The sequence below is a fragment of the Vibrio sp. ZF 223 genome, from assembly GCF_003050585.1.
Taxonomy (GTDB): domain Bacteria; phylum Pseudomonadota; class Gammaproteobacteria; order Enterobacterales; family Vibrionaceae; genus Vibrio; species Vibrio crassostreae.
Window position 1 is genome coordinate 59,221 of record NZ_PIGB01000007.1, and the last position, 26,768, is coordinate 85,988.

Here is a 26,768-nt window from a genome sequence, read left to right on the forward strand (position 1 = left end):
ACAGCCCTTAACATTTATTATATCGGCTAGCACACGGATAACTTTAGTGAATGAATGTTTTTTATTTTTCGAAGAGAATTAAGATACTCACATAAAAAAACGGGAGCCATTGGCTCCCGTTTCTTAACTTACTTTAACTCGCGATTATCGCTTCTTAGAGCTATTGCTTCTTAAAACTATAGCTTCTTAGAGATGACCGCAGAGCCAGCAATGATACCAATACCTAGTAGCATGATTGCACCTTTACCGCTGTCGAAGCCAGAAGAGATACCCATGAACGCTACGATAGCGATAGCTACTGGGATGATGTACTTAACTAGCGTGTACCATAGACCGAATAGTGGGAAAGATACTTCACCGTCGTTAGTGATTTCTTTCTCTAGGTCAGCACGGTTTAGTCTCCAACCAGCGAAGATACATACCAACATACCGCCAACTGCTAGGAAGATCTTATCAGTTAGTAAGTCGAAGATATCGAACGCACCAGTACCGAACAATGTTGGACCGAAGCCACCAAGTGATAGAGAAGCGAAGATACATAGAATCGCCATTACGACACTCGCAGACAGTACAGCTGTTACACGCTTCATGCCTTTCTCATCGATTAGGTACGAAACCACAACTTCAAGTAGAGATACTGAAGATGTCAGTGCCGCAACACTCAGACCAACGAAGAACATAAGAGCAAATAGAAGACCCACTACGCCGCCCATTTCAGCGAATAGCTGAGGAACAACAACGAATACCAGACCAGGACCCGCTGCAGGCTCCATACCGAATGCGAACATTGCTGGGAACATTGCAACACCAGCTAGGATAGCAACACCTGTATCCATTGCCGTAACCATAGCGGTAGTTTGAACTAGGTTCTCTTTCTTCTTCAGGTAAGAACCGTAAGTCAACATACAACCCATACCAAGAGATAGTGAGAAGAATGCTTGACCTAGTGCAGCTAGGATTACACCGCTGTCTACTTTAGAGAAGTCAGGGCTGAATAGGAATTCAAGACCAGCCATCGCGCCCGGAAGCATGATGCCTTTGATTGATACCACGATAAGGATAATGAAAAGAAGTGGCATTAAGATCTTACCCGCTTTCTCAATACCGCCAGAAATACCCTTCATAACGATGACAACGTTAAGCAGTAGGTATAAGCCCATCCACATAAGTGGCTGAACTGGGTTTGAGATAAAGCCACCAAAGCTGTCACCGATTGCTTCAGGTGCGTCTAGTAGACCACCAGCAATTTTACCGATGTATGCGATAGACCAGCCACCTACTACAGGGTAGAAACCCATGATTAGCAGACCACTTACTACACCGATAACACCAGCGAACGTCCAGCGACGGTCAGTTGATTTAAATGCACCTACTGCTGATCTCTGCGTATGACGGCCAATCGCAAATTCAGTCAGCATCACACTGAAACCGATGAAGATTACAAAAAACAGGTAAATTGCAACGAATGCACCGCCGCCACTTTCGCCTGCTGTGTATGGGAATTTCCAGATGTTACCTAGACCAACAGCAGAACCTGCTGCAGCCATTACGAATCCTAACTTCGAACCCCAGGTATCGCGGGGTGTTGTGGTTGTATTACTAGTAGCCACGTGTACTCCAAACTTTTGTGTTATGTGATGTTGTGTTTTGCTTTGAGTGGCGTCTTTAAAAGATAAGGCGTATAAAAAAATTTACACACCTAAAAGATTTGATTGACGCTCGTATATAGCAAGTAAACCAGTTTAAGAATAAAATTGGAAGCCCGAACCGTATATATTTCGTTACCAATGTAAATTTTTATGGTTAAATGCCGCCTTTTCATACAAAACAATCGTTTTCGTCTTAAGTTAACCAAAACTTAACAACTATAACCTGTTTACAGCTTTAGCTCTAATTTGTAAATAGTTGATTCCTTAAATTCCCATATCCGTAAAATAGCATTACTATCTAAGTGTCTCTTTTTTCGAGTATTCAATGTGGAAAAGCTCTACCATTTTTTAACTTTAGTTTCTGTCGCTTTATACTGGGTACTTGTAGCCGGTGTGACTTTCCGTGTCGTACTAAAACGACGCTCTGTCAGCGTTTCTCTCGCGTGGTTGATGGTTATCTACATTATCCCAATTGTAGGTGTCGCTTGTTACTTCCTTTTCGGAGAGCTAAACCTAGGTAGGAAGAGGGCTGAACGCGCACATCGCATGTTTACTCCATTTGGTGATTGGTTCCGAAAACTAGATGATTGCCAGCTCCACCTTCCAGGAAAGGTCGGCTCCCCTATCCACAAGATTGATGAACTTTGTAACAATCGGATGGGCATTCCTGCACTCAGCGGAAACACACTTTCACTGCAAGCTTCTCCCAATGAGATCTTACACGCAATTATCGAAGATATAGAAAATGCCCAAACCAGTATTAAGATGGTTTTCTATATTTGGCACCCTGGAGGATTAACTGATTCGGTTGCTTCCGCTCTCATTCGAGCTGCGAAACGTGGTGTGGATGTTAAAGTTTTGCTTGATTCTGCAGGTAGCCCGCGCTTTTTTAAAAGTCACTGGCGCTTAATGATGAAAGACGCCGGTGTGCAAGTTGTACAAGCACTGGAAGTAAGCCCTTGGCGTATTTTCTTACGTCGTCTAGATCTAAGACAACACCGTAAAATCATCGTGATTGATGAAACCATCGCCTACACTGGCTCAATGAACATGGTTGACCCCGCTCACTTCAAGCAAAATTCAGGTGTTGGCCAGTGGATTGATGTAATGGTACGCGTAACGGGGCCAACCGTTAATGTACTGTCGGCAATTCATGGTTGGGATTGGGAAGTGGAAACGGGCGAGCGCATCCTTCCTGATTTACCTGAATGTCCGATTGAAGAGGTAATGACGCATCACCCTGTGCAAGTCGTGCCATCTGGTCCAGGCATGCCGGAGTATTTGATCCTGCAAGTTCTAACCATTGCGATTAATCAGGCAAACCATTCTGTTCGTATCACAACACCCTACTTTGTACCGAGTGCCGATTTATTAGAAACACTCAAAATGACAGCGCAACGCGGTGTCAATGTAGAACTGGTCATCCCACACAACAACGACTCATTAATGGTTAAGTGGGCTTCGCGCGCTTTCTATACCGAGTTACTTGAAGCCGGCGTTAAGATTTACGAGTTTTACGGTGGGCTTCTTCACACCAAATCGGTAGTGATCGATGGAGAATTTTGTTTGATCGGAACGGTCAATATTGACATGCGCAGCCTATGGCTCAACTTCGAAGTGACGCTAGCCGTAGATGACGTGCACTTCACTCAGCAGCTCTCTGAACTGCAACAGTCTTATATAGAATCATCTCACCCAGTAGTACTAGAACAGTGGGAACAGAGAAACTTGCGAAATCGCTTCTTTGAAAGGTTGTTCTATTTGTTCAACCCTCTTCTGTAATACATATGATGAGTCGATTGCGGCTCATCACTTCCTCCCGTAAGTTTTTAACCTTTCACCATTGAATAAGTAAAAGGTTAAAAAGCGAAAGAAAAGCGTAAAAACTCCTGCTCCCCTCTTGCTTTGAAGGCTATTGGCATGTTTTAAATAGAAGATAACCGATTGATAAGGAATTCACAGCATGTCCGAGAACAAAACCACTAAGCTGATCACTGCAGGTCGTGATAAGAAGTGGACCAATGGTGTCGTTAACCCACCAGTACAGCGCGCTTCAACTGTCGTATTCAACTCAGTAGAAGAGAAGCGTAAAGCTACAATTAACCGCGCTAACAAAACACTTTTTTACGGACGTCGTGGAACCAACACTCATTTCGCCTTCCAAGATGCCATGGTGGAAGTGGAAGGCGGCGCAGGCTGTGCACTCTACCCTTGTGGTACGGCAGCAATCTCTAACGCCATTCTCTCTTTTGTAGAAACGGGCGACCATATTCTGATGGTCGATACCTGCTACGAACCGACGCGTGATTTCTGTGACACCATCATGAAGAAGATGGGTGTAGAAACAACTTACTACGAACCAACAATTGGTGAAGGCATCCAAGACCTTATTAAGCCAAACACTAAGGTGCTGTTTACCGAATCTCCGGGTTCTGTCACCATGGAAGTTCAAGACATTCCAACGCTCGCACGTATTGCTCATGAACATGACATCATTGTTATGTTAGACAACACTTGGGCTGCTGGTGTTAACTTCTCACCGTTTGATTTCGGTGTTGATATCTCGATTCAAGCAGCAACCAAATACATCGTTGGTCACTCTGATGTGATGCTAGGGACTGCGGTAGCCAATGAAAAATGTTGGGACCAGTTAAGAGAACAGAGCTACCTGATGGGGCAATGTGTTTCGCCAGATGATGCTTACCTCGGCCTTCGTGGTATTCGTACTCTTGATGTTCGCCTACGCCAACACGCAGAAAGCAGCTTGAAAGTGGCAAAATGGTTAGAGACTCGCCCTGAGATTGACCACGTTCGTCACCCTGCGCTTGAATCTTGTCCTGGTCATGAGTTCTTTAAACGAGATTTTACTGGCGGGAATGGCTTGTTCTCTTTCGTGCTGAAGAACTCAAATACCAAAGCGACCACAGCGCTGCTTGATGGTATGACGCACTTTAGTATGGGTTACTCATGGGGTGGTTTCGAAAGCTTGATTCTAGCGAATGAACCAAGCAGCTTTAACAGCCTAAGAACAGTAGCGAACCCTAACTTCGAAGGGACTTTGATTCGTGTTCATATCGGCTTAGAAGACGTTGATGATCTGATTGCAGACCTAGAAGCAGGGTTAGAGCGTTACAACGCGCTCGTTTAATTAAAATCGTTAACAGACGCAGACCAAAAAGGCAGGATATTCCTGCCTTTTTCAGATTAGCGTATTAGACACATAGCTTTAAAAAGCTACTGAACGTTAAAACACGCCCAATTGAATATTTCAGTTCGATGTTCATTGAACATATACAAAGACTGATCCTTCACTGCAATAGCGTAGTCAATCGTCACCCCTTTATACTCACTGTAATCATTGTTAATAATAGGATCATGAAAAGGCGTTGCAGTTCTCACATCAATAATACTCATCGACAAACTATCCCCATCAAGGCCATAGTAACCAGAATAAAGATTTTCCATTGTAGCTTCGTTACCGTCTTTCTCAGTTATCGTCACAAACTCTCTCATACTAAAAGTTTGGTCAGACTGAAAAGTAATGCTCATTCGCTCATAAAGCGATTGATACGGTTGGAATGCCTGAGATAAAAAATCCGTTTTTAGCGTTTTACAGTGCCAGCGAGTGCCAGCCAATGCGTTCTGTTCCAGAAAAAAGCTTGCTGTAGCAATTGCCAATAGAATGAGTAAGCCAATTAGTCGCAAAAGTTACTCCTCTTTTCCATGTACTGAGTAAACGAATCAAAAGACGACTCTACATTGAAAATAGAAGCGCTATAGTTCAAAGCCTCACCACTCTTCCTTTGAATCAACATGTATAGCGTATCATCTTCGGGCTGGTCTACTGATGGGTAGATACGGACAAAAACATCAACATTGCAGTGGCTAGGTATCACATCCGTTAGCTTTTTAGTGATCGCAGGCAACGAATAGGATTCATTGTGCGCAACATGGAAAAAGTAGTGATTAGTATTGTCTGTGTAACTGCCGCGGTACTCGGCTTTATCAATAAAATAAGGCAGTGGCGTATAATAGGTTTTGAAAAGATTGAACGCCGTTACGACGACACAAATCAATGCGACTAAGTAGCCCGCTTTAATTAAGTGCGCATTACTCTTTGAATCTGAGGGTTCTAATTCAGTTGCAGCCAACACTTCTTGATCGACAGGTGAAGAGTTTAATTTAGATGCCTTCGCAGTCATTTGAGAAGGCACAATTTCAGTTTTACTAGGTTTTATCGATTCATCGATTTCAAGTAAATAACCCGTTTTACTGACCGTGCGAATCGTTGCACAGCCACAAGTCACTCGCGATAACGTTTTTCTAATCTTAGATATCACGTTAGTGAGCGCTTGCTCTGAGACAATCACATTGCCCCAGCACCTATCAAATATTAGGCCTCGTTCAACACACTCACCAGTATTTTCAAGTAAGAACAGAAACACCTTACCTTCTATCGGCGCGATAGTTTCTACGTGGCCATCGTCACGCACAAACTGCCTTAGCAAGGGATCATAACTAACATCACAAATTTGGTAGCTTTGTTGTTTCACTATCGTCTTCTAGGTTTGAATTTGGTCGAGTATGATATTGAATAGTTTATAAATGACCAGTGAATTTTCCTATATTAACGCAATTATTTTTCGACGATAAATAACACCTTTATTTGTGCGGACAACCTACGATATGGTCATTAACCATGCCTGTCGCTTGCATGAACGCGTAACAGATTGTTTCCCCTACAAACTTAAAGCCTCTCTTCTTCAAAAACTTACTCATCGCTTTAGATTGCTCGGTAGAAGCGGGAACTTGAGACATCTCGGTCCATTGATTCACAATCACCTCATTATCAACAAACTGCCATAAAGCATTTGAAAGAGAGCCGAACTCTTTCTGTAATTCAAGCGTAGCTCGCGCATTGTTGTATACCGAAGCAATCTTGCCCTTGTGTTTAACGACATCGAAGTTTTCAATGATGTGCGGCACGTTGTCTTCATTCAACTCAGCTAACTTGTTTAACTCGTAATTATCGAATGCGGCACGATAGCCTTCACGCTTTTTGAGGATCGTAATCCAACTTAGACCCGCCTGAGCGCCTTCCAAGGTAATGAACTCAAACAGAACTTGGTCATCATAAACAGGCACGCCCCACTCTGCATCGTGGTACTCCCTTTCAAGCTCGTGTTTAAGCGCCCATGCGCAAGTTCTATCCGATGTATTTACTTCCATTTTTTATTCTCTTCTATCAATCGATATATAAAAATAATGCCCCATTTAGGGGCATTATTTCAAAGGTTAGTTGACATTAAGCCACTTCAATTTTATGGAATAAACGATACAGCACAGGTACTACGATTAGCGTGAGTACAGTCGCAAAGCCTAAACCAAACATGATGGTTACTGCCATTGGTTTGAAGAAGATATCCGGTAGTAGAGGGATCATACCTAGAATCGTGGTGATCGCTGCCATACATACCGGACGAACACGACTCAGTGCCGCATCAACAACCGCTACATATGGATCTTTACCTGACTTCATCTCAATCTCAATTTGATCAAGCAGTACGATACCGTTCTTCAGAAGCATCCCAGATAGACTCAGGAAGCCCAACAGCGCCATAAAGCCGAATGGTGTATTCAAGACTAGCAAGCCTGTCGTCACCCCTATCAACGCCAATGGAACCGTTAACCAAACAATCAGAGGCTCTTTCACCGAGTTAAACAAGAACACGGTAATTAAGAACATGAACAAGTAACCAAGAGGCATGGTTGTGAACAGTGACGCCTGTGCATCTGCTGACGACTCATATTCACCACCCCATTCCAATGAGTAACCCGGAGGCATCTCAATCGCTTCAATTTGTGGTTGTAAGCGTTTCTGTAGAGTTGATGCTGTCTCTTCACCCAATAGATCAGGGTCCGCCATTACCGTCAGCATACGCTTACGGTTCTTACGGATGATCAGTGGGTCTTCCCACTCTAACTCATAACCAAGTGTTACTTGTTGCAGCGGGATGTACTCACTTAATGCCGGGCTCCAGATCTTCATACCTTCAATGTTACGAATATCAACACGCTCATCTTCAGGTAAACGAGCCACAATAGGCATCAGCGTCGTACCATCACGGTACACACCAATCGACTTACCAGAGAAAGACATCGCGAGGAAGTCATCGACATCAGACTTGGTGATGCCATAACGACGCGCTTGACTTTCGTTGAACTGAGGCTCTAACACCTTAGTTCTATCACGCCAATCATGACGAATATTAAATGCTCCAGAATCAGATCGCATGATATCCATCACTTGAGCGGCAATTGAACGTAATACTGTTGGATCAGAACCAACAATTCGCGCTTCAATCTTCGCACCACCACCAGGGCCTAATTCAATCTGCTTGAGCTTATAGTCGATCTCAGGGAACTGACCATTTACGTGCTCACGAAAGCGTTTCATCAGCCCTTCAAGCACTTCGTAGCTCTTCACACGGACCGTTATTTCGCCATACGCGCTATAACTTTTCTCTGGTGCGTAAGTCAGCATGAAACGTTGCAGGCCTTTACCCGCAGTCGTCGTGATGTGCTCAACTTCGTCCTGATCAGCCAACCAACTCTCAAGCACTTTAAGCTTGGTATTGGTCGCTCGAATATCAGTACCTTCCGGCATCCAGACGTCAACTTGGAACATCGGTGTTGTCGAGGATGGGAAGAAGGCTTGTTTTACAAAACCAAAGCCGTAAACGCTTGCGCCCAAACCAATAATCAGAACAAACATGGTTAACCAAGCACGCTTCATACAGAACTCAAGGAAGTTTTTGTAGATCACAAAAACCATCCCGTTGTATGGGTCTTTACCTTCGTTCTCTGAGTCGACCTTTTGACCTTTAAAGAACATGTCAGCAAAGAACGGCGTGAGCGAGATGGCAGTAAACCAACTCAGCATCAAAGAAATCAGTAGCACTGTGAACAAGGTGCCACAGTACTCACCTGTTGAGTCCTCGGATAAACCGATAGGAGCAAACGCAGTCACCGCAATCACCGTTGCCCCCAACAGCGGCCATTTGGTTTGGGTCACGATATCGGTGGCGGCCTGCATCCGGGTTCGCCCCTTCTGCGTGCCGATCAATATCCCTTCCACCACCACAATGGCATTATCCACCAGCATCCCCAGAGCGATAACCAACGCGCCTAATGAGATACGTTGAAGGTCAATCTTGAAGTACTGCATGAAAATAAAGGTACCGAAAACGGTCAACAACAATATCAAACCGATCAACAGACCAGAGCGTAGCCCCATGAAGAACAGCAGAACCACGATTACAATCGCAACCGCCTGCCCCAAACTCACCACAAATCCACTTACTGACTTATCTACCTCTTTGGGTTGGTTATAAACCTCAGAGATATCGATACCTATGGGCTGCTGATATTTCAGCTCGGCGAGTCTTCGGTCAAAGGCTTCACCCACCGCCACAACGTTTACACCTTGCGCGAAGGATACCCCAAGGTTGAGCGCAAGCTTGCCATTGTAGCCAATGATGTTAGTAGGTACTTCAACATAACCACGAGTTACCTCTGCCACATCTTTCAGGTAGATAAGCCCTTGAGCGCCACCTTCTGTCAGAATCAAATCACCCAGTTGCTCTACATTCTGGAACTCGCCCGTAGGGTGGATACGAATGTATTCGTCACCAATTCTCACCGCACCTGCACTGGAAACAATATTTTGAGTCGATAAAAGGTTAAATACTGTGCTTGGAGACAGACCTAATGAGCTTATCCGTTTCATCGATATCTCAATGAACACTTGCTCTTGCTGCTGGCCGGATACCGAGACTTTACTGACCCCGTCGACCAGCTCTAATTCTCGCCTTAGGTAGTCAATATAATCGAGTAACTCTTTATAACTGTAGCCATCCCCCGTCACCGCCAACAAAATCCCGTAAACGTCACCGAAATCATCGATGACTTGAGGATCGTTGACGCCGGGTGGCAGTTCAACCTTAAGATCATTCACTTTTCGGCGAAGTTCATCCCAAATTTGCGGAAGATCGTCCGGGCCGTAGTTATTCTTCATCGTTACCGTTACCTGAGACAGGCCACGGCTTGAGATAGAGTTCACTTCGTCCACATAAGTAAGCTGTTGAATCGCTTTCTCTAGCGGATAGGTCACTTCCTCTTCCACTTGCTGAGGGGTAGCCCCAGGGTAAGAGGTCACTACCATTGCATCTTTGATGGTAAAGGCAGGATCTTCTAGACGACCCAAACCAAAGAATGCAGAAACACCACCAATAAGAAAGATCAGAGATAGCATCCAGCTAATGACTTTGTTACGTATAAAGTAAGAAGCAACACCTGTGATCTGATCATCACCCTGTTGATCGTCATTTTGAGGCTTGTTATTTACTTCACTCATTATTCGTCTCCTGAGGCAATACTTCCACTGTCATCCCATCTCGCAATCGCGATACGCCTGCAACAACGACATGCTGCCCCATTTCTAATCCTTTCATGATCTGCAAAGTTTTCTGGTTTGCTTTTCCTAACACGACTTGCTGCTTCGAAACGGTATTGTCATCATTCAAAACCCAAACAAATGAGTTCGTTCGGCTCAGTTCATCGCCATCCGCATTGAACACCGCCTCAATTGGAACCAAAACACCGGCTTTCAGTTCTAAACCAATATCTCGCCCATGAGAGGTAACATCGACAGCCATACCATCAAGAATCAAATCATCTTCGGGCATCGGCAATGCCAAGGTAACCGTAAAGGTACCAGTGCTTGGGTCTGGCTCTGTCGTATACTCTTTTATGCTCGCTGGATACTCATTACCACTCGGAACTCTCACCAGAGCTTCGATAGTCTTTAGTACCGCATCATTCGGTTGATTTACATATATGCGGTCTGGTAACTGGATAATGACTTCAACATCTTCGACGCTGTGAATATTGACAACTTGCTGACCGACTTGAATATTTTCGTATTGATCAACACTGACTCGGGAGATAATCCCATCAACAGGTGCAAGAAGCTTAGTAAAGGATAAGCGTAACTTAGCTAGCTCTAACTCGGCATACGCTATTTGGCGTTGAGCTGCAATTTCATCAAACTGAGATTTAGCCAACAGCCCTTTTTTGACCAACGGACTAGAGCGTCTATATTGGCTATTGATTACCGTATATCTCGCCTGAGCGTTATCAACATCTAATTGGTAGTCTGTAGGGTCGAGCTCGGCAATCAATTCCCCCGCTTTAACTCGCTGGCCTTCTTTGACATCAAGCTTAAAGATCTCACCCGCGACACGAAAACTGAGATGCGCTTTCTCTGCGGCATTCGCCACTGCTGGAAAGTACAGCTTGTCATTGAAATCCAAGACTGAAATTTCAATCGCTTTGACTAGGGGTGTATTGTCGACTTCTATTTGTGGCTTTTCTTCGCAAGCGGTTAGCAGAACTAAACATGACAAACCTGTCGCTAATTTAAATGCACTCATGTTATAGCCCCCTTTCCTTGATCCACTCTCGGACTTTAACGCCGGGTTCAAGACCATTAACACCAGAGGTTACGATGCGGTCTCCATCATTAAGCCCAGAGACAATGTGACGCTTTTCATCAATCACAATTGCCACATTCTCAACAATACCGTCACTGTTTACGCGCCAAACTGAAACATCGTCGCCATCGGTCATCATTGCTGAGGTTGGAATTTTCGTCGCAGCTGCTTTGGCAGAAACCAAATTTACGGTTCCCGACATACCAGGTAGGATGCCAATGTCAGTAGGTCTCTCCATTACCATGGTAACTTTATAAGAACCAGTTTTAGGATCCGCTTCGGTATCAACCTCTTGAAAAATCAGTTCATAAGCGTTGTCAGGAAACGCATCAAATACCATAGTCGAATCAGTTTCAAACCCGGATGAATAACGTGTAATTAGGCGATCAGGCAATAAAAATACGACTTTGAGGATTTGATTGGTTTGAATATTCATGACTCCTTGCTTCGCCGCTATGTATTCATGGTTTTCAGCTGGGATAATGGAGATGGTGCCATCGTATGGAGCAACAAGAGTGGTGTAGCGTAAATTAGCTTTCGCTTGATTGAGCTCTGCTCTTGCAGAGTTATGGTTCGCTTTTGCTTGGTCAAAATCTTGCTCAGAAACGACTCGGTCTTTACGCAATTTTATTGCACGTTGATATTGAACGTCAGACAACTTGAAATTCGCTCTGGCTTGTTTCTCCAACAATTGATATTCATCAGGGTCGAGCATTGCTAAAGGGTCACCTTTTTGCACGCTTTGTCCCGCTGTGACATCGATAGTTTGAAGTAATCCAGGTACACGGAAAGCTAATACCGCTTTGTCACCCGCTTCGGTAGTGGCAGGAAAAGTTCGTTCAAAAGCGTTGCTACCGACGGAGACAGTGAAAAGTTTGGCGGGTCTAGATTCAGGTTCAGGCACGGGAGGAAGCTCCTTACCACACCCAGACAACCCAGCTAAGGCCGTCAATAGGACAACGGAGGCTCTATACATTGGTGTTCATCCATATCTATAAATATTTTTATAACATAGATTAATCACATGTAACTTGCCAGTTATCGTAAGATTTATTTAGACAAAATTATTAAAAAAAATAACGGCTTGGGATAAATTTTCCTAAACCGTTATCTAATTTTTTGAGGTTTTAACACTAGATGTTCTTAAATGCGCGATCAACTTTGAAAGTGTCGGAGGTGACATAAGCTTCCATGTTGCGGACACTGGTCTCTAACTTCTGGAAATCCCCCTCTAAAGTGCCCAGCAAAGACTCTGCAGTCTGCCCTTTTTCCCAAGGCTTCTGCTTCAACGTGTGCTCTTGCTTAGCTTTCATCTGATCGACATACTGAGGTGGTTGTTTTTCAAGCATAAATGTCAAAGCTAAATACGCTAACAAGACCAGAAAACTCCCCCCAAGCAGTGCTGCAGAGATAACTAAGATGCGAACCAGCCAAACTTCAAGGCCAAAGTAGTTCGCTAAGCCCGCACACACACCAGACAATTTGCCGTTAATCGTGTCTCGATACAGTTCTCTATTCATAGTTGCGTCTCCAGTTAGGCGACTCCGCATCCAGTATTTTTTCTAGTGTCTTCACACGATCTTGCATAGATTCCGCTTGCGCTGAAAGCTTGTGCAGACGCTGAAGATCCGTTTCTGAAAGACCGTTACTGGATTTCTTCTTGCTGCGGTAATGTAAGAATAACCATAGCGGAGCCACGAAGATCAAGAAGACAATCAGTGGGCCTGCAATTAGAAATGTTGACATAGAAAACTCCTAAATTATTTATCGCGGTTTTCAACTTGTTGCTTCAGTTTCGCTAGCTCTTTTTCAATTTCGTCTTGAGCTTGTAGCTCTGCAAACTCTTGATCTAAAGATTTTGCGTTGCCTGTTTTTGCGTAAACGTCTGCCTCAGCTTCTAATTCATCCACTTTACGCGAGAATTGCTCAAACTTCGCCATTGCTTCGTTGGTTTTGCTTGAATGCAGATGTTTTTGAACATCACGACGATTGCTCGCAGTATTATTGCGAATCATCAATGCTTGTTGCTTTGCACGAGTTTCTGCAATTTTAGTTTCTAGCTTGCCAATCTCACTGGTTAGCTTCTCGATGGTTTCATGAACCAATGTTTGTTCTGTATGAAGGCTCTTGATGATGTCTTCAAGTTTTTGCTTTTCAATCAGCGCTGCTCTCGCCAGATCTTCGCGTTGTTTAGTCAGTGCTAGTGTCGCTTTATTTTGCCAATCTAGAATCTGAGTTTCGATAGCTTCAACTTTACGCGCTAGCTCTTTCTTGTCTGCGATAGCTTTTGCCGAGTTAGTGCGAACTTCTACCAGCGTGTCTTCCATTTCTTGGATAATCAGGCGAATCATCTTTTCAGGATCTTCAGCCTTATCTAAAAGTGCACTGATGTTTGAATTTACAATGTCTGCAAAGCGAGAAAAAATACCCATGAGGAACTCCTTAATTACAATGATGGCAAATGCGTTCTAAATCGTTGTTCGACTCTTTACTCACTTGCTCGCAAATTTACGTTTGTTGTTAAACCTACCATAAGTAATCCAAGTAGCATGCCAACTTTTAAGCCATTTATTATCATGCACTTACAATACAATGGTGATTAACCCGAGACATGCTATGATGAATTTAGCCAAGTATTGGTATTTTTCACCACTATAGCCCTAACATGACCTTCTTCAGTACTTAAACCGCATAAGGACCCACTATGCAGCAGAACCTCATTGGTGAATCCCCTAGTTTTCTCTCTGTTTTGGATAAAGTTTCTCAACTGGCTCCAATCGAAAGACCCATTCTGATCATTGGCGAGCGTGGTACGGGTAAAGAATTGATCGCACAAAGGCTGCATTACCTTTCAAGACGTTGGGATCAACCTTTGATCTCGCTGAACTGTTCAACCCTCAGCGAAGGTTTGATTGATTCTGAGTTGTTTGGTCATGAATCCGGTTCTTTCACGGGCTCAAAAGGCCGTCATCAAGGCCGCTTTGAAAGGGCGGAGGGCGGCACTCTGTTTCTTGATGAGCTGGCAACAACCCCGCTTGCAGTTCAAGAAAAGTTGTTACGTGTTATCGAATACGGACAATATGAACGTGTTGGCGGCCAAAAGGCTTTGAGTGCCAATGTAAGACTGGTGTGTGCAACCAATGCCGACTTGCCTGAGATGGCTTTGAAAGGCGAATTCAGGGCCGATTTACTCGATAGATTGGCGTTTGATGTGATTACTATCCCGCCGCTTCGTGAACGTAAAGAAGACATCACGTTATTGGCAGAATACTACGCAATTAAGATGTGTCGTGAATTGGAATTGGAGTTGTTTGTCGGCTTTGCTCCATCAGCCGTTGAATCGCTATTGGAGTACTCTTGGCCAGGGAATGTACGAGAGCTAAAAAACGTCATTGAGCGGGCAATCTATCAGCATGGTAAGAATCCATATCCTATTGAATCTTTGGTGTTTAACCCATTCAAACCAGCATGGAAAACAGAACAAGATTCGACGCCAGAAACTGGCAATGCTCAGTCCAACAGCCATACTTCATCTGATAGCGCTTTTTCTTTGCCGTTGGATTACAAAGCATGGCAGGAACAGCAAGACATCAAGCTACTCAATCAAGCCTTAAAACAAAGCAAGTACAACCAGAAGCAAGCCGCTGAATTACTTGGGTTAACCTACAACCAATTACGAGGAATGGTGAGGAAGTACGCGATTGTCGGACAAGCTAACGATAAATAGCTGCCCACACTAGATTATTATTTGGAGCCGAATAAATAAAATGTTAAATTGTCCGGATCTTGAGGCTCCTCTAACGCCTCGTTTCGAAAAGTATTTCTTTTTATGAAAGCACTAATAAAACTATCACTGAGCATCTGCACGCTGAGCTTTCTAGCTGGATGTGGTGAGAGTGTGGATCACGAGCAAATCCGTGAAAAAGGCTTCATTTATTGCGGCCAAGGTAATCCTAGTACCTTCAACCCACAGCTGGTTGATAGTGGTATTACCGCAGAATCACTGAGCCCTCAAATCTTCGATACACTGCTCACTCTTGATCCGATGACTTACCGACCAAAGCAGAACTTGGCGACAAGTTGGTCTGTTGATAAATCTGGTACAGAGTACACGTTCAAACTGCGCCCAAATGTTGCGTTCCAAACTACAGACTGGTTCACCCCAACTCGTAGCATGAATGCGCAAGACGTGGTGTTTAGCTTCGAACGTGTCATTGATAGTTCAAACCCATTTCATTATGTAGGCGGTGGCCTATATCCATGGTTTGCCGGAATCGACTTCAAAAACCTGATCGTCGATATCACTGCAGTTGACGACCTAACGGTGAAATTCCAATTAAGTCGCCCAGACAATTCATTTCTCAACAATATCGCCACCAGCTATGCGGTCATTCATTCTAAAGAATATGCCAATAAGCTCATTGCTGCGGACGAGAAAAATCAAATCGATTCCAACCCGGTCGGCACTGGTCCTTTTTACTTAGACGAATACCAGATCAATGACCTAGTTCGCTTGAAAAAAAACAAGCACTACTGGAGGGGAGAAGTACAAATGGACCAAGTTGTGTTTGATACTTCACAACGTGGGACAGGCACACTTGCCAAGCTTCTCCGCAGTGAGTGTGACGTGTTGAACTCACCGATTTCTAGTCAGATCCCTATTATTCAAGCTCATGAAGAGCTGAAAATTTCTGCTACACCGGCGGTTAATGTCTCTTTCATCGCGCTGAATACTGAGCACCCTGCACTACGCGATTCTCGAGTTCGTAAAGCGCTCAACCTAGCCATCAATCGTCAGAACATTCTTGATTCTGTGTATTACGGCACAGGTACTAAGGCCTACACATTGCTTCCTCCTACGTCTTGGGCTTACCAAAAAGACAGCGTTCAAGTTCGTTATGATCGAAACTATGCAATTGCGCTTCTCAAAGAAGCTGGTGTTGAACCTGGATTAGAGCTTTCGATGTGGGTACCACTAGAGCCACGCGCATACAACCCAAGCCCAAGAAAAACCGCAGAATTGATCCAAGCAAACTTGGCCGATATTGGTATCGAGCTGAAACTCTATACCGACGATCGATTTGACCGCACACAGTTATCCTCTATTTCCTCAACAGACTTGTTGCTTACTGGCTGGATAGGCAATACGGGGGATCCAGATAACTTCTTGCGTCCACTTCTATCATGCAGCTCAGAACGCGCAGGATTAAACGTCTCTATGTGGTGTAATTCAGACTTTGATTTCCTTCTCGACTTAGCATTAGAGATCAATCAACAAAGGCACCGTGTGAACTTGTATCGACAAGCCCAAAACATTCTCAATGAAGAAGTTCCTGTGATCCCTCTCGCTCACGGCGTGCAATTCCGCGTGCACGATCGTTCGCTAACCGGTTTTAAACAGAGCCCGTTCAATGCTCAACCTTTTGACCAAGTCAGAAGAGAGGTGCAGTGATGTTTTGGTATACATTAAGACGTGTAAACTTATTCATTATTACGTTGGGGATTCTGACGTTAGTGGGTTTTGCCCTGCTTCGATTAGACCAAACCTCACCTTGGGCGATTCAAGATTTCTGGCCCGGTTGGATCAGCTATATCACTGAATTATCGACACTAAACTTTGGTCTAAGCAAACACGGTGTACCTATCATCGATGAGTTGGCCGTTGTATTCCCTGCAACGTTAGAACTGTGCTTCTTTGCCTTTGTGCTTGCGCTGTTTATCGGCATCCCTTTCGGCACGATTGCAGGTATGAGACAAGGTAAGTTTGTCGATACGACAATATCGTTTACCTCTATGGCCGGTTACTCTGCACCTATATTTTGGGTCGCATTGTTGATGATCATGGTATTTTCTCTGCACTTTGAAATGTTCCCGGTTGGCGGTCGATACGACCTGCTTTACGAAATTGAACACGTGACTGGCTTCGCGATGATAGATGCCTTTTTTGCCGAAGGCCGTTACCGTGCACACGCACTACAAAGTGTTATCGAGCATATGGCGTTGCCTTGCCTTGTTTTAGCGCTCGCTCCAACGACTCAGGTAATCCGATTGATGAGAGCATCAGTAGCTGAAGTGATGACTCAAAACTACATCCGCGCCGCGCGAATTAAGGGTCTATCAACTAGAGAGATCATCACTCAACACGTGTTGAGAAATGCAATACCACCGATTATTCCTAAGGTCGGCGTTCAACTATCAAGTATGTTAACGCTTGCTATTATTACCGAGTCTATCTTTAACTGGCCGGGTATTGGCCGCTGGTTATTGGATGCATTATCGAATCAAGATTATGTTTCAATTCAAGCAGGCGTAATTGTAGTGGCAACCTTGGTTTTGACTGCAAACATTCTGTCCGATCTACTGGGCGCGATGATCAATCCACTGGTAAGGAAGGAATGGTATGCTAACAAATAACGTCTACCAAGAAGAACAGATTCCAACCCAGTTCGAACGTTTCTGGCGCAGCTTCCGTAGCAACAATCTGGCGATGTTTGGCTTGTGGTGTTTGGTGCTTATCATTCTAGTTACCGTCACTTCACCGTGGTTAGCACCGCATGATGCACAAGAGCAAACGGGACATCTTCTAACCCCTCCCTCGTGGGACCCTGCGGGTACGGTTGAATACTTTCTAGGTACTGATGACTTAGGCCGAGACATTCTTTCTCGCCTAATAATTGGCTCTCAACTTACTTTCGGCGCTGCGGTGGTGATTACCTTTATCGCAGCAGTCATTGGCTGTCTGATTGGCGTACTTGCCGGGATGACGCGTGGGTTGCTATCAAGCACGCTCAATCACCTGCTTGATACCGTGATGTCAATCCCATCTCTTCTGCTGGCGATTATCTTCGTGGCATTCCTTGGCTTTGGTGAGTTTAATATCTTGCTTGCCTTGTGCTTGGCACTGATTCCACGCTTTATTCGCTCGGTGTACATTGCCGTGCACGCTGAAGTAGAGAAGGACTACATTCTGGCATCTCGCCTTGATGGTGCGAACGATTTCTACCTACTATGGAACTCAATCCTTCCTAACATTCTTACCGTGGTCGCTCTTGAAGTGACTCTGGCACTGTCAGTTGCAATTCTTGATATCACGGCCTTAGGTTTCTTGGGGCTTGGCGCTCAAGCACCAAGTACGGAATGGGGCTCAATCTTAGGTGATTCGGTCGAGTTGATTTACCTTGCGCCATGGACAGTAACCCTACCCGGCTTAGCTATTATGTTTACAGTTATCGTGATTAACCTCGTCGGTGAAGGTGTTCGCCAAGCGCTAAATGCAGGAATCGAATAATGCCGTTACTTGATATTCGACATCTAACCATCGAAATTGAGACCCCTCAAGGGATGGTTAAAGCAGTAGATCGAATGAGTATTACCCTCAATGAAGGGGAAATTCGTGGCTTAGTAGGTGAGTCTGGCTCAGGTAAGAGCTTGGTTGCAAAGGCAATTGTCGGGGTTTGTAAAGAAAACTGGAAGGTTTCTGCAGACCGAATGCGCTTAGGTAATATCGACCTGCTGCAACTGACGCCGAAAGAAAGGCGACGAGTGATCGCACGCGATATCGCGATGATCTTCCAAGAGCCATCGACCTGTCTTGACCCTTCTGAAAAAGTAGGCAACCAACTCATTGAAGCGATTCCTTCCCACGCATTTGAAGGTCGTTGGTGGCAGCGATTTAAGTGGCGTAAGAAGCAGGCCATAGCGTTACTGCACAAAGTAGGTATCAAAGACCACTCTCGTCTAATGGACAGTTACTCTTATGAACTGACCGATGGTGAGTGTCAGAAAGTCATGATCGCAATGGCGATAGCTGCCAAACCAAAAGTCTTAATAGCGGATGAGCCAACCAACGATTTAGACCCAATTACGCAGTCTCAAATACTGCGTCTGTTGAGTCGTATGAATCAGATCAATAACACGACCATCGTGCTGATCGGCCATGACTTAACTACCATTACCCAATGGGCGACTCGTATTACCGTTATGTACTGTGGCCAATCTGTAGAATCTGCTGATACGCAGAAACTATTGGATGCACCTAAGCACCCTTACACCGTTGCTTTGCTAAAAGCGATGCCAGACTTTAACGACTGGATTCCCCACAAGGAGAAGCTACAGTCTTTACCAGGATCAATTCCGCCGTTGCAACATCTACCTATTGGTTGTCGGTTAGGCCCACGTTGCCCATACGCGCAAAGGCAATGTGTGGAGATCCCACATACTAAACGTATCAAGAACCATAAATTTAACTGTCACTTCCCTCTGAATATGGAGAAGAAAAAGAAATCATGAGTGCATTATTAGAAGTCAGTGATCTATCTAAAGACTTTACGACTCGCTCTGGTCTTTTTCGTAAGAAGATTCATCAGGCGGTGAAGCCGGTTAGCTTTTCCCTTGAAGCAGGCCAGACGATTGGTTTTATCGGTCAGAATGGCTCTGGGAAATCAACATTAGCGAGAATGCTCGCAGGCATGGTTGAACCGACTGCGGGCGAGATCCGCGTGAACGGCGAAAAGCTAGAACACAAAGACTATTCAACTCGTTGTAAGCTGATTCGAATGATCTTCCAAGATCCGAATACATCACTTAATCCACGCATTCAGATTGGTCGAATTCTTGAAGGCCCATTGAAGCGAAATACCAACATGCCACCAGAAGCCCGTATGCGCCGCGTGAAAGACACGTTATTACGCGTTGGTCTCCTTCCGGAACATGCTTACTTCTACCCTCAGATGCTTGCTGCGGGCCAGAAACAGAGGGTTTGTTTGGCTCGTGCCTTGATACTTCAGCCATCCATCATTGTCGCTGATGAAGCGTTAAATGGTTTGGACATGGCAATGCGCTCTCAAATTATTAACTTGTTCTTAGAGCTGCAAGAAGAGATGGGCGTGTCGTTCGTTTACGTATCTCAACACCTAGGTATTGTTAAGCACATCACCGACAAGATCATCGTGATGCACGAAGGCAATGTGGTTGAGAGCGGTGAAACGGATCAAGTGCTGACCAACCCAACTCACCAAATCACGCAAAGACTGGTTGAGAGTCATTTCTCCAAAGCGCCCAACCACTAAACTGGTTTCGCTTTTTCACTCGCCACTAGAGGGGGTAACGCATGCTAACAAAAGCTTCAATGCTTCCCCTCTTGCTTGCAACTCTCTGCTTTAACGCCGTAAGCACTCCGCTTACTTGGTTAGATAGAACCTTCGTTGAAAATGCGTTTTATAACGTCGCGCTGCAACACGAATATTCCCAAGGCAATAAACCACTCGCCAAATGGAAACAACCGATCAAGATTTGGATTGATCATCGAGTGGGCGATGAAGAACTGCATCAAGAGCTCACCGAGCTTCATATCCAACATCTATCCGAAGTCACTCAACACCCTATAACAATCGTCAGCAAAGAATCTGAAGCGAACGTTAAATGGATATACACGAGGCAGAGCCAGTGGGTGTCAGAGGCGAAATCGGTACTGAAACTCAAATCGACTCAGCATTTAAATAACGCTATCTGCACGGCGGGTTATCGAACCAATTCTAAAAGTGAGATTGTTTACGCTGGGATTGTGATTCCCGTAGATCAGGCAAGATCGCGAGGTAAGCTAGTCGCCTGTATCGTAGAAGAGATCACACAGGTTCTAGGTCTGCCAAATGATTCAGATAAAGCCTACCCTTCTATTTTCAACGACCACACGCCAGAAGACTTGTTATCACCTCTAGATGTGGTGCTACTGCAACTACTGTATGAACCAGAATTGAAAGCTGGAATGACAGAATCGGAAGTAAAACCTATCGTTCGAAAGGTACTGAAGAGATACAGTAAAACAGGTGTGCTTCAACAAGCTTCTAAAGCCGCACAGCAAGCGCCCTTGTATCAGTTGATTGGGTATTGAAGGAATATACGTTGGAAGTAGCTGAGATGTGCTAATTGAATGATAGCGCTGCCTAAGAAAGGCAACGCTGACTTACGATGTTACTGTATAACGAAAGAACTAGCGCTTAGCTGCCTGTTTCTTCAACTCGAAATCGAACTCATCAGGGAACAAGATAACGCCCTCTTCTTGTTCGTTCGGGAATACCACAACAGCAAGCTCGTCGTCTTCTAGACCATTCGTCCAGCGACTATGCCATTTGTTTAGCGAGATAGACTCAGCTTTACACTCAGACCAATCACCCGTTGCCCATGACTCTGCGAACTCTTGGTTTGGCCATACTGGAACACAGTCTTCATCTTCTGTGTTAAGCATTACACAACCGTGTTCATCGGTTAAGATCCATACTTCACGGTTTGCTACGATTTCTTTCACACAGTACTTCAGGCGTTGCTCGCCCGTATACTTGTTGATTTCAGCGATTTTTTTATCGTCTAGCTGTGTAGTCATCTTAATTTCCTACTTTAGTCAGTAACTTTGTTCTTAAAGCTATTTTATGCCGAGTACTTTTAACTTCAAACATTATCGATGAAGAAGAAAATCTACTTCAAAGAAAAACGCCTGCTAAAGTAGCAGGCGTTTATTATTTAAGTGACTTGATTAAACAAGCTCACCTTGTAGCCAAGGCCAGCCTTGCTTCTTACGGCTTAGTGTATTTTCCATCATCAATACGCCGTCTTTCTCGTGCTTAACTAATTTCTCAGCCCACTCACCTTTGTAAAGAAGACGAGTTTGCGCAGTAGTGATGTCAGTTAGCATTACCGCAGCAAATGCTAGACCGTCTTTCTCACAACGCTCTTCAAGATCAGCTTCTAGAGCTTCAATCATGCCGTCTACTTGCTCAAGAGTCGCAAGTTCAACTTGACCAACAACAACATCGCGACCATTGAATGGGTAGCCTTTAAGGTCTTTTTCTACTAGCTGTGCAGCAGATAGGCCTTCGATGTTTGTCTTAGCGATTAGAAGTGCTTTGATGAATGCATCAACGTCTTCTACACCTGCGATTTCAGCAAGTTCAGCAACCGCGTCTTTGTCTTTTTGAGTACATGTTGGAGATGCGAAACCAACTGTGTCTGAAAGAATTGCAGACATCATTAGCTTAGCGATTTGTTGAGAGATAGCGTGACCTTCAATCTTGAACATGTTGAAAAGTACAGTGTTTGTACAACCAACAGGCCAGATCCAAGCTTCCATTGGGTTTACTGTCATCACATCGCCTAGACGGTGGTGATCGACAATACCTACGATCTCTGCTTCAGCAACATCGTCTGGTGCTTGTGCTAGATCTGAGTAGTCTACTAGCCAGATTTTCTCACCAGCAACAGAAGTACGAAGCTCTGGTTTTTCAGCGCCAGCAACTTCTAGAATGTGTTGAGTTTCGCGGTTGATCTCGCCTTGGCGAATTGGTGTCGCTTCCTCGCCACGAGCTTTAAGAAGCTCTGTTGCAACTAACGCACTACAAATACTGTCACTATCAGGGTTTTTGTGACCAACAACTAAAATCATGTTTCTTCCTATTACACTAACAATTATGACTCTACCTTTAGAGCCTCTCTTTATTAGCCATACTTTACCTCATTTTTTTAGATTGGTCATGTTTCCTAGGTTTAGCCAATAGTAACAATAGATAAAAAAACAACAAATGCAATTGATAATTATTATCATTCGTATATATTTATCTTAAGCCACTAATTTTGAGTAACACCTATGGATCGTCTAATCTCTTTTTTGCCAAGCAGTCGTGCTTCGAAAACAACTCAGTTTTCACTGTCATTTAAGCGACTGCTATTACCTATCTCACTTGCCGCTCTTGTGGCCGCTCCCGCTACACGTGAATTGACGGTGACCACTCTGTCAGACGCGTTCTGGGCAGTGTCTTGCTATGTTGCTTTAACCTTGGCGATTTACCACGGGTTAAGCCTTTACATCAATAAGGACAACGTCTTTAACAAGCTTGTACATCAGTCTCGTTCAAACCAAGTGGTATTTGCGGCACTCATGGGGGCTTTACCCGGTTGTGGCGGTGCGATTGTGGTAACCACTCAATTTATATCCGGCAAACTCGGGTTTGGTGCGGTTGTTGCGGTGCTTGTTTCCACCATGGGTGACGCAGCCTTCCTGCTGATTGCTAGCGAACCTAAAACTGGTTTAGCCATGATGGCGATGGGCGTGATTGTGGGTACTGCTTCAGGTCGAATCATTAACCTATTCCATGCCGATGACTTCTTACGTCCAAAACAGACTGAGCAAAATGAAGCCTCCAACAGCTGTGCTTCCCAATCTCAAGACAAAGAAGCGGTATCTAAAAAGGCGATCAATCTGCAAGGCTACCTATGGTCAGTCCTAATTATTCCCGGTGCAGCGGTGGCCCTACTTGGCTCTTTTCAAGTCGATGTCAACGAGCTGCTCGCTTTGCCTGAAATGTCAATGGAATGGGTGGGAACAATTTTACTGATTAGCTCAATGTTTCTGTGGGGGCTGACCCGTGAAATTGAGGATTACAAATCAGCTGTGAGTGAGGACGAAAAATGTGTAGGCTCTCATCCACTGCAAAAGACCGCTCAAGACACAAACTTTGTTACCGCTTGGGTGGTGGTTGCCTTTCTTTTCTTTGAATTTGGCTCTGTCATTGCAAATGTCGATTTTGCGACGCTATTCTCAAGCTGGGGCATCATGCTCCCCCTGGCTGGCGTGTTGATGGGTTTGCTACCGGGCTGTGGACCACAATTATTGGTCACTAGCTTATACCTTTCAGGCGCACTACCACTTTCGGCTCAGGTAGGTAACGCAATTTCAAATGATGGTGATGCACTATTTCCTGCGATTGCGATGGCACCGAAAGCAGCACTGGTCGCAACCTTGTATTCAAGTGTGCCCGCTTTAATCTGTGCTTATGGCTATTGGTTTATGTTTGAGATCTAACTTGATCAGAGCTAACTCCATAGGCTTCTGTAAGGTCGGTACTTTGTATCGGCCTTTTTGTTTCCGCGTCATTGCTTCTGTCACCTATCTCAAACAGCACGTTACAACCTATCTCAAAAATGCCCTCTATTCGCCTTGTCACAAGGCTTATTAGAAACAGCAACACAGACATCTAAAATACAAAAAGCCCCCGTAAGAGTGCTTACAGGGGCTTTAATTCAAGCTTTAATCTTAGCTTTTAAGCGAGATGCTTAAGAAACTTCGATTGGACCACCGAATGAAGTTACTGGAGGCAGTTTGCCTTGGAACTTCTCGAAGTCTACCAAACATGTGTTTGCTGACGTTGCTTGAGCAAGTTCAGACGTACCGATATCTTGAGTCAGTGTGTTTGGATCGCCGTATGTATCTAGCGCGCCCACTTTCTCGTTGATCGGACCGTACCAAGCACCTTCTTCGATACGAACAACACCAGGAGCATAGCTATCCATTAGAACAGCACCCGCTAGTAGTTGACCACGGTCGTTGAACACACGTACTACGTCACCATCTTTGATGCCTTTCTTCTTAGCATCTACTGGGTTGATGTAGATTGGCTCACGACCTTGTACCGCGTAAGTCGCACGCCACTCTTCAGATTCACACATCTGAGAGTGAAGACGCTTGTCTGGGTGACAAGATTGTAGCCAGTACGGGTGTTTGTCAGAACCTGGACCACCGTGTGAACGTTCAGATTTCTCGAACCACATTGGGTGTTCTTGACAGTGCTCGTAACCCATGTTGCCTACAGTACGGCTTGTAATTTCGATGAAACCAGAAGGTGTACCTAGAGCATTGATCTCTGGGTCTTCACGGAATGAAGCGTGACGAGTCCATGGCTTACCTTTACCGAAGTCTAGGAAACCTTTTTCCCAGAACTCAGCAAACTCAGGCATTTCGAAGCTACCTTCGTTTGAAGCGCGACATTCGTCGTACAGAGATTTAACCCACTGCATTTCATCCATACCACGCGTGTAATCGTCGTAACGACCCCAACGCTTAGTTAGGCTAGACATGATCTCGAAGTCAGTCTTAGACTGGAACAGAGGATCAACTAGTTTGTGCATCGCGATCAAACCACGGCCAGAGTATGCACCGTAACCATCGATATCGTTACGCTCCCACTGAGTACATGCTGGAAGCACGATATCAGAGTGACGACAAGTTGCAGTCCAAGCGAAATCAACAGCCACTACAGTTTGTAGGCTCTTGAATGCTTTACGCATCTTGTTGCGATCTTGGTGGTGGTGCCACGGATTGTTACCACTGAATACCATCATTTTGATATCAGGTAGTGTTACCGTTGAACCGTTCGCTTTGATCTTCTTACCTGGCTCTAGCAGGCTATCTACCCAACGAGCAACAGGGATTACGCGGCTGTAACCGTTGTAATCAGTGTTAGTGTGCTTAGGCGATTGACCCTGGTCGATGTTCAGCGGGAAAGAACCCGGAGCAGCGAAGCCAGTTGAAGATACACCGATACCTGAGTAGTGGTGACCGTAAGAGATACCGCCGCCAGGTAGACCAATTTGGCCAACCATTGCTGCGATAACTGCACACATCCAGTAAGGCTGTTCACCGTGTTCTTGACGTTGGATACTCCAACCCACAAGAATCTGTGTACGACCGTTAACCAGCATCTTAGCGAATTCACGGATAGAGTCCGCGCTTGCACCACAGATTTCTGCAGCCCATTCTGGTGTCTTCTCAACTTTATCTTTCGTTTCACCTTGAACGTACTTGATGAAGTCTTCAAAACCTAGACAGTAAGTTTCGATGAACTTCTTGTCGTATAGATCTTCGTTGTAAAGAACGTGAGCAACACCAAGCATGAACGCCACATCAGTTTGTGGGTTGATGTACATTTGCTCGTTTTCTAGGTAACGGCCTGTTTTGTTTTTAACAGGGTCAACAGAAACAACGTTGATCTCTTTCTTAGCAACTTTTTCTTTCAGCTGTTCTAGGTATGCGAACGACTCGTGCGTCTCACATGTCCAACCTACTTGCAGGTTTTTAACTGGATCGTTACCCCAAAGAACAATGTTGTCACTGTTTTCTAGGATAAGTTCCCAAGATGTACCTTGCGCGTAAACTTCAGTCGAACCTAGCACGTAAGGCATGATCGTTTGACCAGCACCTGTTGAGTAGTCACCGATTTTCTTCACAGAGTAACCGTGAAGTGCCATTGCACGTTGCATGTGGTTAGTACAGCTGTGGAACTGACCAGTTTGTCTCCAACCAGTTTGACCTGTGTGAAGCGCCCATGGACCGTAATCTTTCTGTACGCGCTCTAGTTCACGGTAAACAAGGTCTAGTGCCTCATCCCAAGTCACACGAATAAAGCGGTTGTTACCACGCGTATCTGCGCTGTATTTATGCTTCTTCAACCAATCTAGGCGAACCATTGGGTAACGCACACGTGATGGGCTGTAGATAATACCTTTAATACCTTTCAACATCTCAGTTGGGTGTTGATCGATTTCTAGAGGTTTAATTTCTTGTACTTTACCCGCATAAACACGAGCTCGGAATGCACCCCAGTGAGAACCAGAGACTTTCCACGCGCCGTCTGTTTCTGCAGCAGACGCTGATGCCGACGCCAATAAGCTTGGACCGATAACCGATGCCGCACTTGTAGTAGCGACACCTTTCAGAAAACTTCTTCTTGTAATTGCCATT

Annotated in this window: 23 protein-coding genes; 10 read left to right on the forward strand and 13 right to left on the reverse strand. The window is 44.8% G+C overall.

What is annotated here, in order from left to right; genetic code table 11:
* Positions 1 to 176: 176 nt before the first annotated feature.
* The gene (locus CWO13_RS14440; protein ID WP_080967341.1) at positions 177 to 1,610 is read right to left on the reverse strand and encodes a sodium-dependent transporter; all 1,434 of its coding nucleotides are present in this window, start codon (positions 1,608 to 1,610) and stop codon (positions 177 to 179) included.
* 366 nt (positions 1,611 to 1,976) lie between these two features.
* Here CWO13_RS14440 and cls point away from each other — a divergent pair, with 366 nt between their 5' ends.
* On the forward strand, positions 1,977 to 3,431 hold the full coding sequence (gene cls / locus CWO13_RS14445) for a cardiolipin synthase (RefSeq protein ID WP_102529912.1): 1,455 nt from the start codon (positions 1,977 to 1,979) through the stop codon (positions 3,429 to 3,431).
* A 181-nt stretch (positions 3,432 to 3,612) separates the two neighbouring features.
* Positions 3,613 to 4,797 (forward strand): cystathionine beta-lyase, encoded by a 1,185-nt coding sequence (locus CWO13_RS14450; RefSeq protein ID WP_102480773.1) that lies wholly within the window; start codon positions 3,613 to 3,615, stop codon positions 4,795 to 4,797.
* An 86-nt stretch (positions 4,798 to 4,883) separates the two neighbouring features.
* Here CWO13_RS14450 and CWO13_RS14455 read toward each other — a convergent pair whose 3' ends face one another.
* From CWO13_RS14455 to pspA, 9 genes are all read right to left on the reverse strand, one after another.
* Positions 4,884 to 5,354 (reverse strand): hypothetical protein, encoded by a 471-nt coding sequence (locus CWO13_RS14455; protein WP_102480772.1) that lies wholly within the window; start codon positions 5,352 to 5,354, stop codon positions 4,884 to 4,886.
* Entirely contained in the window at positions 5,345 to 6,202 is an 858-nt protein-coding gene (locus CWO13_RS14460) for a winged helix-turn-helix domain-containing protein (protein WP_102480771.1), read from the reverse strand. Before CWO13_RS14460 ends, CWO13_RS14455 begins: the two co-directional genes overlap by 10 nt.
* 109 nt (positions 6,203 to 6,311) lie before the next feature.
* Positions 6,312 to 6,878, reverse strand: coding sequence for a DNA-3-methyladenine glycosylase I (locus CWO13_RS14465; RefSeq protein ID WP_055320150.1), 567 nt, complete (start codon positions 6,876 to 6,878; stop codon positions 6,312 to 6,314).
* A gap of 76 nt (positions 6,879 to 6,954) precedes the next feature.
* Positions 6,955 to 10,065, reverse strand: coding sequence for an efflux RND transporter permease subunit (locus CWO13_RS14470; RefSeq protein ID WP_102529913.1), 3,111 nt, complete (start codon positions 10,063 to 10,065; stop codon positions 6,955 to 6,957).
* Positions 10,058 to 11,143 carry an efflux RND transporter periplasmic adaptor subunit gene (locus CWO13_RS14475; RefSeq protein ID WP_108083116.1) on the reverse strand — a complete coding sequence of 362 codons (1,086 nt, stop codon included), beginning with the start codon at positions 11,141 to 11,143 and terminating at the stop codon, positions 10,058 to 10,060. Before CWO13_RS14475 ends, CWO13_RS14470 begins: the two co-directional genes overlap by 8 nt.
* 1 nt (position 11,144) lies before the next feature.
* Positions 11,145 to 12,179, reverse strand: a complete 1,035-nt coding sequence (locus CWO13_RS14480) for an efflux RND transporter periplasmic adaptor subunit (protein ID WP_055320147.1) — start codon at positions 12,177 to 12,179, stop codon at positions 11,145 to 11,147.
* A gap of 157 nt (positions 12,180 to 12,336) precedes the next feature.
* Positions 12,337 to 12,723, reverse strand: coding sequence for an envelope stress response membrane protein PspC (gene pspC, locus CWO13_RS14485; RefSeq protein ID WP_102433190.1), 387 nt, complete (start codon positions 12,721 to 12,723; stop codon positions 12,337 to 12,339).
* Positions 12,716 to 12,949: an envelope stress response membrane protein PspB gene (pspB, locus tag CWO13_RS14490; RefSeq protein WP_004734605.1), complete on the reverse strand. Its 234-nt coding sequence runs from the start codon at positions 12,947 to 12,949 to the stop codon at positions 12,716 to 12,718. Before pspB ends, pspC begins: the two co-directional genes overlap by 8 nt.
* 14 nt (positions 12,950 to 12,963) lie before the next feature.
* A complete protein-coding gene (gene pspA, locus CWO13_RS14495) occupies positions 12,964 to 13,635 on the reverse strand; it encodes a phage shock protein PspA (protein WP_102433191.1) in 672 nt (223 codons plus the stop codon).
* A gap of 272 nt (positions 13,636 to 13,907) precedes the next feature.
* Between pspA and pspF the strand changes: the two genes are divergently transcribed.
* From pspF to CWO13_RS14530, 7 genes are all read left to right on the forward strand, one after another.
* Positions 13,908 to 14,930 (forward strand): phage shock protein operon transcriptional activator, encoded by a 1,023-nt coding sequence (gene pspF, locus CWO13_RS14500; protein WP_102433192.1) that lies wholly within the window; start codon positions 13,908 to 13,910, stop codon positions 14,928 to 14,930.
* Positions 14,931 to 15,032: 102 nt separating this feature from the next.
* Positions 15,033 to 16,655: an ABC transporter substrate-binding protein SapA gene (sapA, locus tag CWO13_RS14505; protein WP_102478598.1), complete on the forward strand. Its 1,623-nt coding sequence runs from the start codon at positions 15,033 to 15,035 to the stop codon at positions 16,653 to 16,655.
* Complete coding sequence (locus CWO13_RS14510; protein WP_048658331.1) at positions 16,655 to 17,617, forward strand: ABC transporter permease; 963 nt, start codon at positions 16,655 to 16,657, stop codon at positions 17,615 to 17,617. The genes sapA and CWO13_RS14510 overlap by 1 nt, the downstream gene beginning before the upstream one ends.
* Positions 17,604 to 18,491, forward strand: coding sequence for a putrescine export ABC transporter permease SapC (gene sapC, locus CWO13_RS14515; protein ID WP_048658330.1), 888 nt, complete (start codon positions 17,604 to 17,606; stop codon positions 18,489 to 18,491). Before CWO13_RS14510 ends, sapC begins: the two co-directional genes overlap by 14 nt.
* Positions 18,491 to 19,492 carry a peptide ABC transporter ATP-binding protein gene (locus CWO13_RS14520; RefSeq protein ID WP_048658329.1) on the forward strand — a complete coding sequence of 334 codons (1,002 nt, stop codon included), beginning with the start codon at positions 18,491 to 18,493 and terminating at the stop codon, positions 19,490 to 19,492. The genes sapC and CWO13_RS14520 overlap by 1 nt, the downstream gene beginning before the upstream one ends.
* Positions 19,489 to 20,271: a peptide ABC transporter ATP-binding protein gene (locus CWO13_RS14525; RefSeq protein ID WP_017060304.1), complete on the forward strand. Its 783-nt coding sequence runs from the start codon at positions 19,489 to 19,491 to the stop codon at positions 20,269 to 20,271. Before CWO13_RS14520 ends, CWO13_RS14525 begins: the two co-directional genes overlap by 4 nt.
* Positions 20,272 to 20,312: 41 nt before the next feature.
* Positions 20,313 to 21,092, forward strand: a complete 780-nt coding sequence (locus tag CWO13_RS14530) for a DUF2927 domain-containing protein (RefSeq protein WP_108083117.1) — start codon at positions 20,313 to 20,315, stop codon at positions 21,090 to 21,092.
* Between the two features lie 99 nt (positions 21,093 to 21,191).
* Here CWO13_RS14530 and CWO13_RS14535 read toward each other — a convergent pair whose 3' ends face one another.
* Both CWO13_RS14535 and CWO13_RS14540 read right to left on the reverse strand, forming a co-directional pair.
* Positions 21,192 to 21,581, reverse strand: a complete 390-nt coding sequence (locus CWO13_RS14535) for a DUF2750 domain-containing protein (RefSeq protein ID WP_004734596.1) — start codon at positions 21,579 to 21,581, stop codon at positions 21,192 to 21,194.
* Positions 21,582 to 21,731: 150 nt separating this feature from the next.
* On the reverse strand, positions 21,732 to 22,637 hold the full coding sequence (locus tag CWO13_RS14540) for a manganese-dependent inorganic pyrophosphatase (RefSeq protein ID WP_048658327.1): 906 nt from the start codon (positions 22,635 to 22,637) through the stop codon (positions 21,732 to 21,734).
* Positions 22,638 to 22,838: 201 nt separating this feature from the next.
* Between CWO13_RS14540 and CWO13_RS14545 the strand changes: the two genes are divergently transcribed.
* Entirely contained in the window at positions 22,839 to 24,053 is a 1,215-nt protein-coding gene (locus CWO13_RS14545; protein ID WP_108083118.1) for a putative manganese transporter, read from the forward strand.
* Positions 24,054 to 24,304: 251 nt separating this feature from the next.
* On the opposite strand, the gene torA is transcribed toward CWO13_RS14545, so the two are convergent.
* A complete protein-coding gene (torA, locus tag CWO13_RS14550) occupies positions 24,305 to 26,767 on the reverse strand; it encodes a trimethylamine-N-oxide reductase TorA (RefSeq protein ID WP_048609404.1) in 2,463 nt (820 codons plus the stop codon).
* Position 26,768 lies beyond the last annotated feature (1 nt).

What these genes read in the sequence shown, in the direction of transcription:
- sapA (WP_102478598.1), top strand. Translation starts at nt 15,033, where the DNA reads ATGAAAGCACTAATAAAACTATCACTGAGCATCTGCACGCTGAGCTTT.
- pspA (WP_102433191.1), bottom strand. Translation starts at nt 13,635, where the DNA reads ATGGGTATTTTTTCTCGCTTTGCAGACATTGTAAATTCAAACATCAGT.
- CWO13_RS14540 (WP_048658327.1), bottom strand. Translation starts at nt 22,637, where the DNA reads ATGATTTTAGTTGTTGGTCACAAAAACCCTGATAGTGACAGTATTTGT.
- CWO13_RS14470 (WP_102529913.1), bottom strand. Translation starts at nt 10,065, where the DNA reads ATGAGTGAAGTAAATAACAAGCCTCAAAATGACGATCAACAGGGTGAT.
- CWO13_RS14545 (WP_108083118.1), top strand. Translation starts at nt 22,839, where the DNA reads ATGGATCGTCTAATCTCTTTTTTGCCAAGCAGTCGTGCTTCGAAAACA.
- pspB (WP_004734605.1), bottom strand. Translation starts at nt 12,949, where the DNA reads ATGTCAACATTTCTAATTGCAGGCCCACTGATTGTCTTCTTGATCTTC.
- CWO13_RS14510 (WP_048658331.1), top strand. Translation starts at nt 16,655, where the DNA reads ATGTTTTGGTATACATTAAGACGTGTAAACTTATTCATTATTACGTTG.
- CWO13_RS14465 (WP_055320150.1), bottom strand. Translation starts at nt 6,878, where the DNA reads ATGGAAGTAAATACATCGGATAGAACTTGCGCATGGGCGCTTAAACAC.
- pspF (WP_102433192.1), top strand. Translation starts at nt 13,908, where the DNA reads ATGCAGCAGAACCTCATTGGTGAATCCCCTAGTTTTCTCTCTGTTTTG.
- CWO13_RS14525 (WP_017060304.1), top strand. Translation starts at nt 19,489, where the DNA reads ATGAGTGCATTATTAGAAGTCAGTGATCTATCTAAAGACTTTACGACT.
- CWO13_RS14475 (WP_108083116.1), bottom strand. Translation starts at nt 11,143, where the DNA reads ATGAGTGCATTTAAATTAGCGACAGGTTTGTCATGTTTAGTTCTGCTA.
- pspC (WP_102433190.1), bottom strand. Translation starts at nt 12,723, where the DNA reads ATGAATAGAGAACTGTATCGAGACACGATTAACGGCAAATTGTCTGGT.
- torA (WP_048609404.1), bottom strand. Translation starts at nt 26,767, where the DNA reads ATGGCAATTACAAGAAGAAGTTTTCTGAAAGGTGTCGCTACTACAAGT.
- sapC (WP_048658330.1), top strand. Translation starts at nt 17,604, where the DNA reads ATGCTAACAAATAACGTCTACCAAGAAGAACAGATTCCAACCCAGTTC.
- CWO13_RS14535 (WP_004734596.1), bottom strand. Translation starts at nt 21,581, where the DNA reads ATGACTACACAGCTAGACGATAAAAAAATCGCTGAAATCAACAAGTAT.
- CWO13_RS14530 (WP_108083117.1), top strand. Translation starts at nt 20,313, where the DNA reads ATGCTAACAAAAGCTTCAATGCTTCCCCTCTTGCTTGCAACTCTCTGC.
- CWO13_RS14450 (WP_102480773.1), top strand. Translation starts at nt 3,613, where the DNA reads ATGTCCGAGAACAAAACCACTAAGCTGATCACTGCAGGTCGTGATAAG.
- CWO13_RS14480 (WP_055320147.1), bottom strand. Translation starts at nt 12,179, where the DNA reads ATGTATAGAGCCTCCGTTGTCCTATTGACGGCCTTAGCTGGGTTGTCT.
- CWO13_RS14520 (WP_048658329.1), top strand. Translation starts at nt 18,491, where the DNA reads ATGCCGTTACTTGATATTCGACATCTAACCATCGAAATTGAGACCCCT.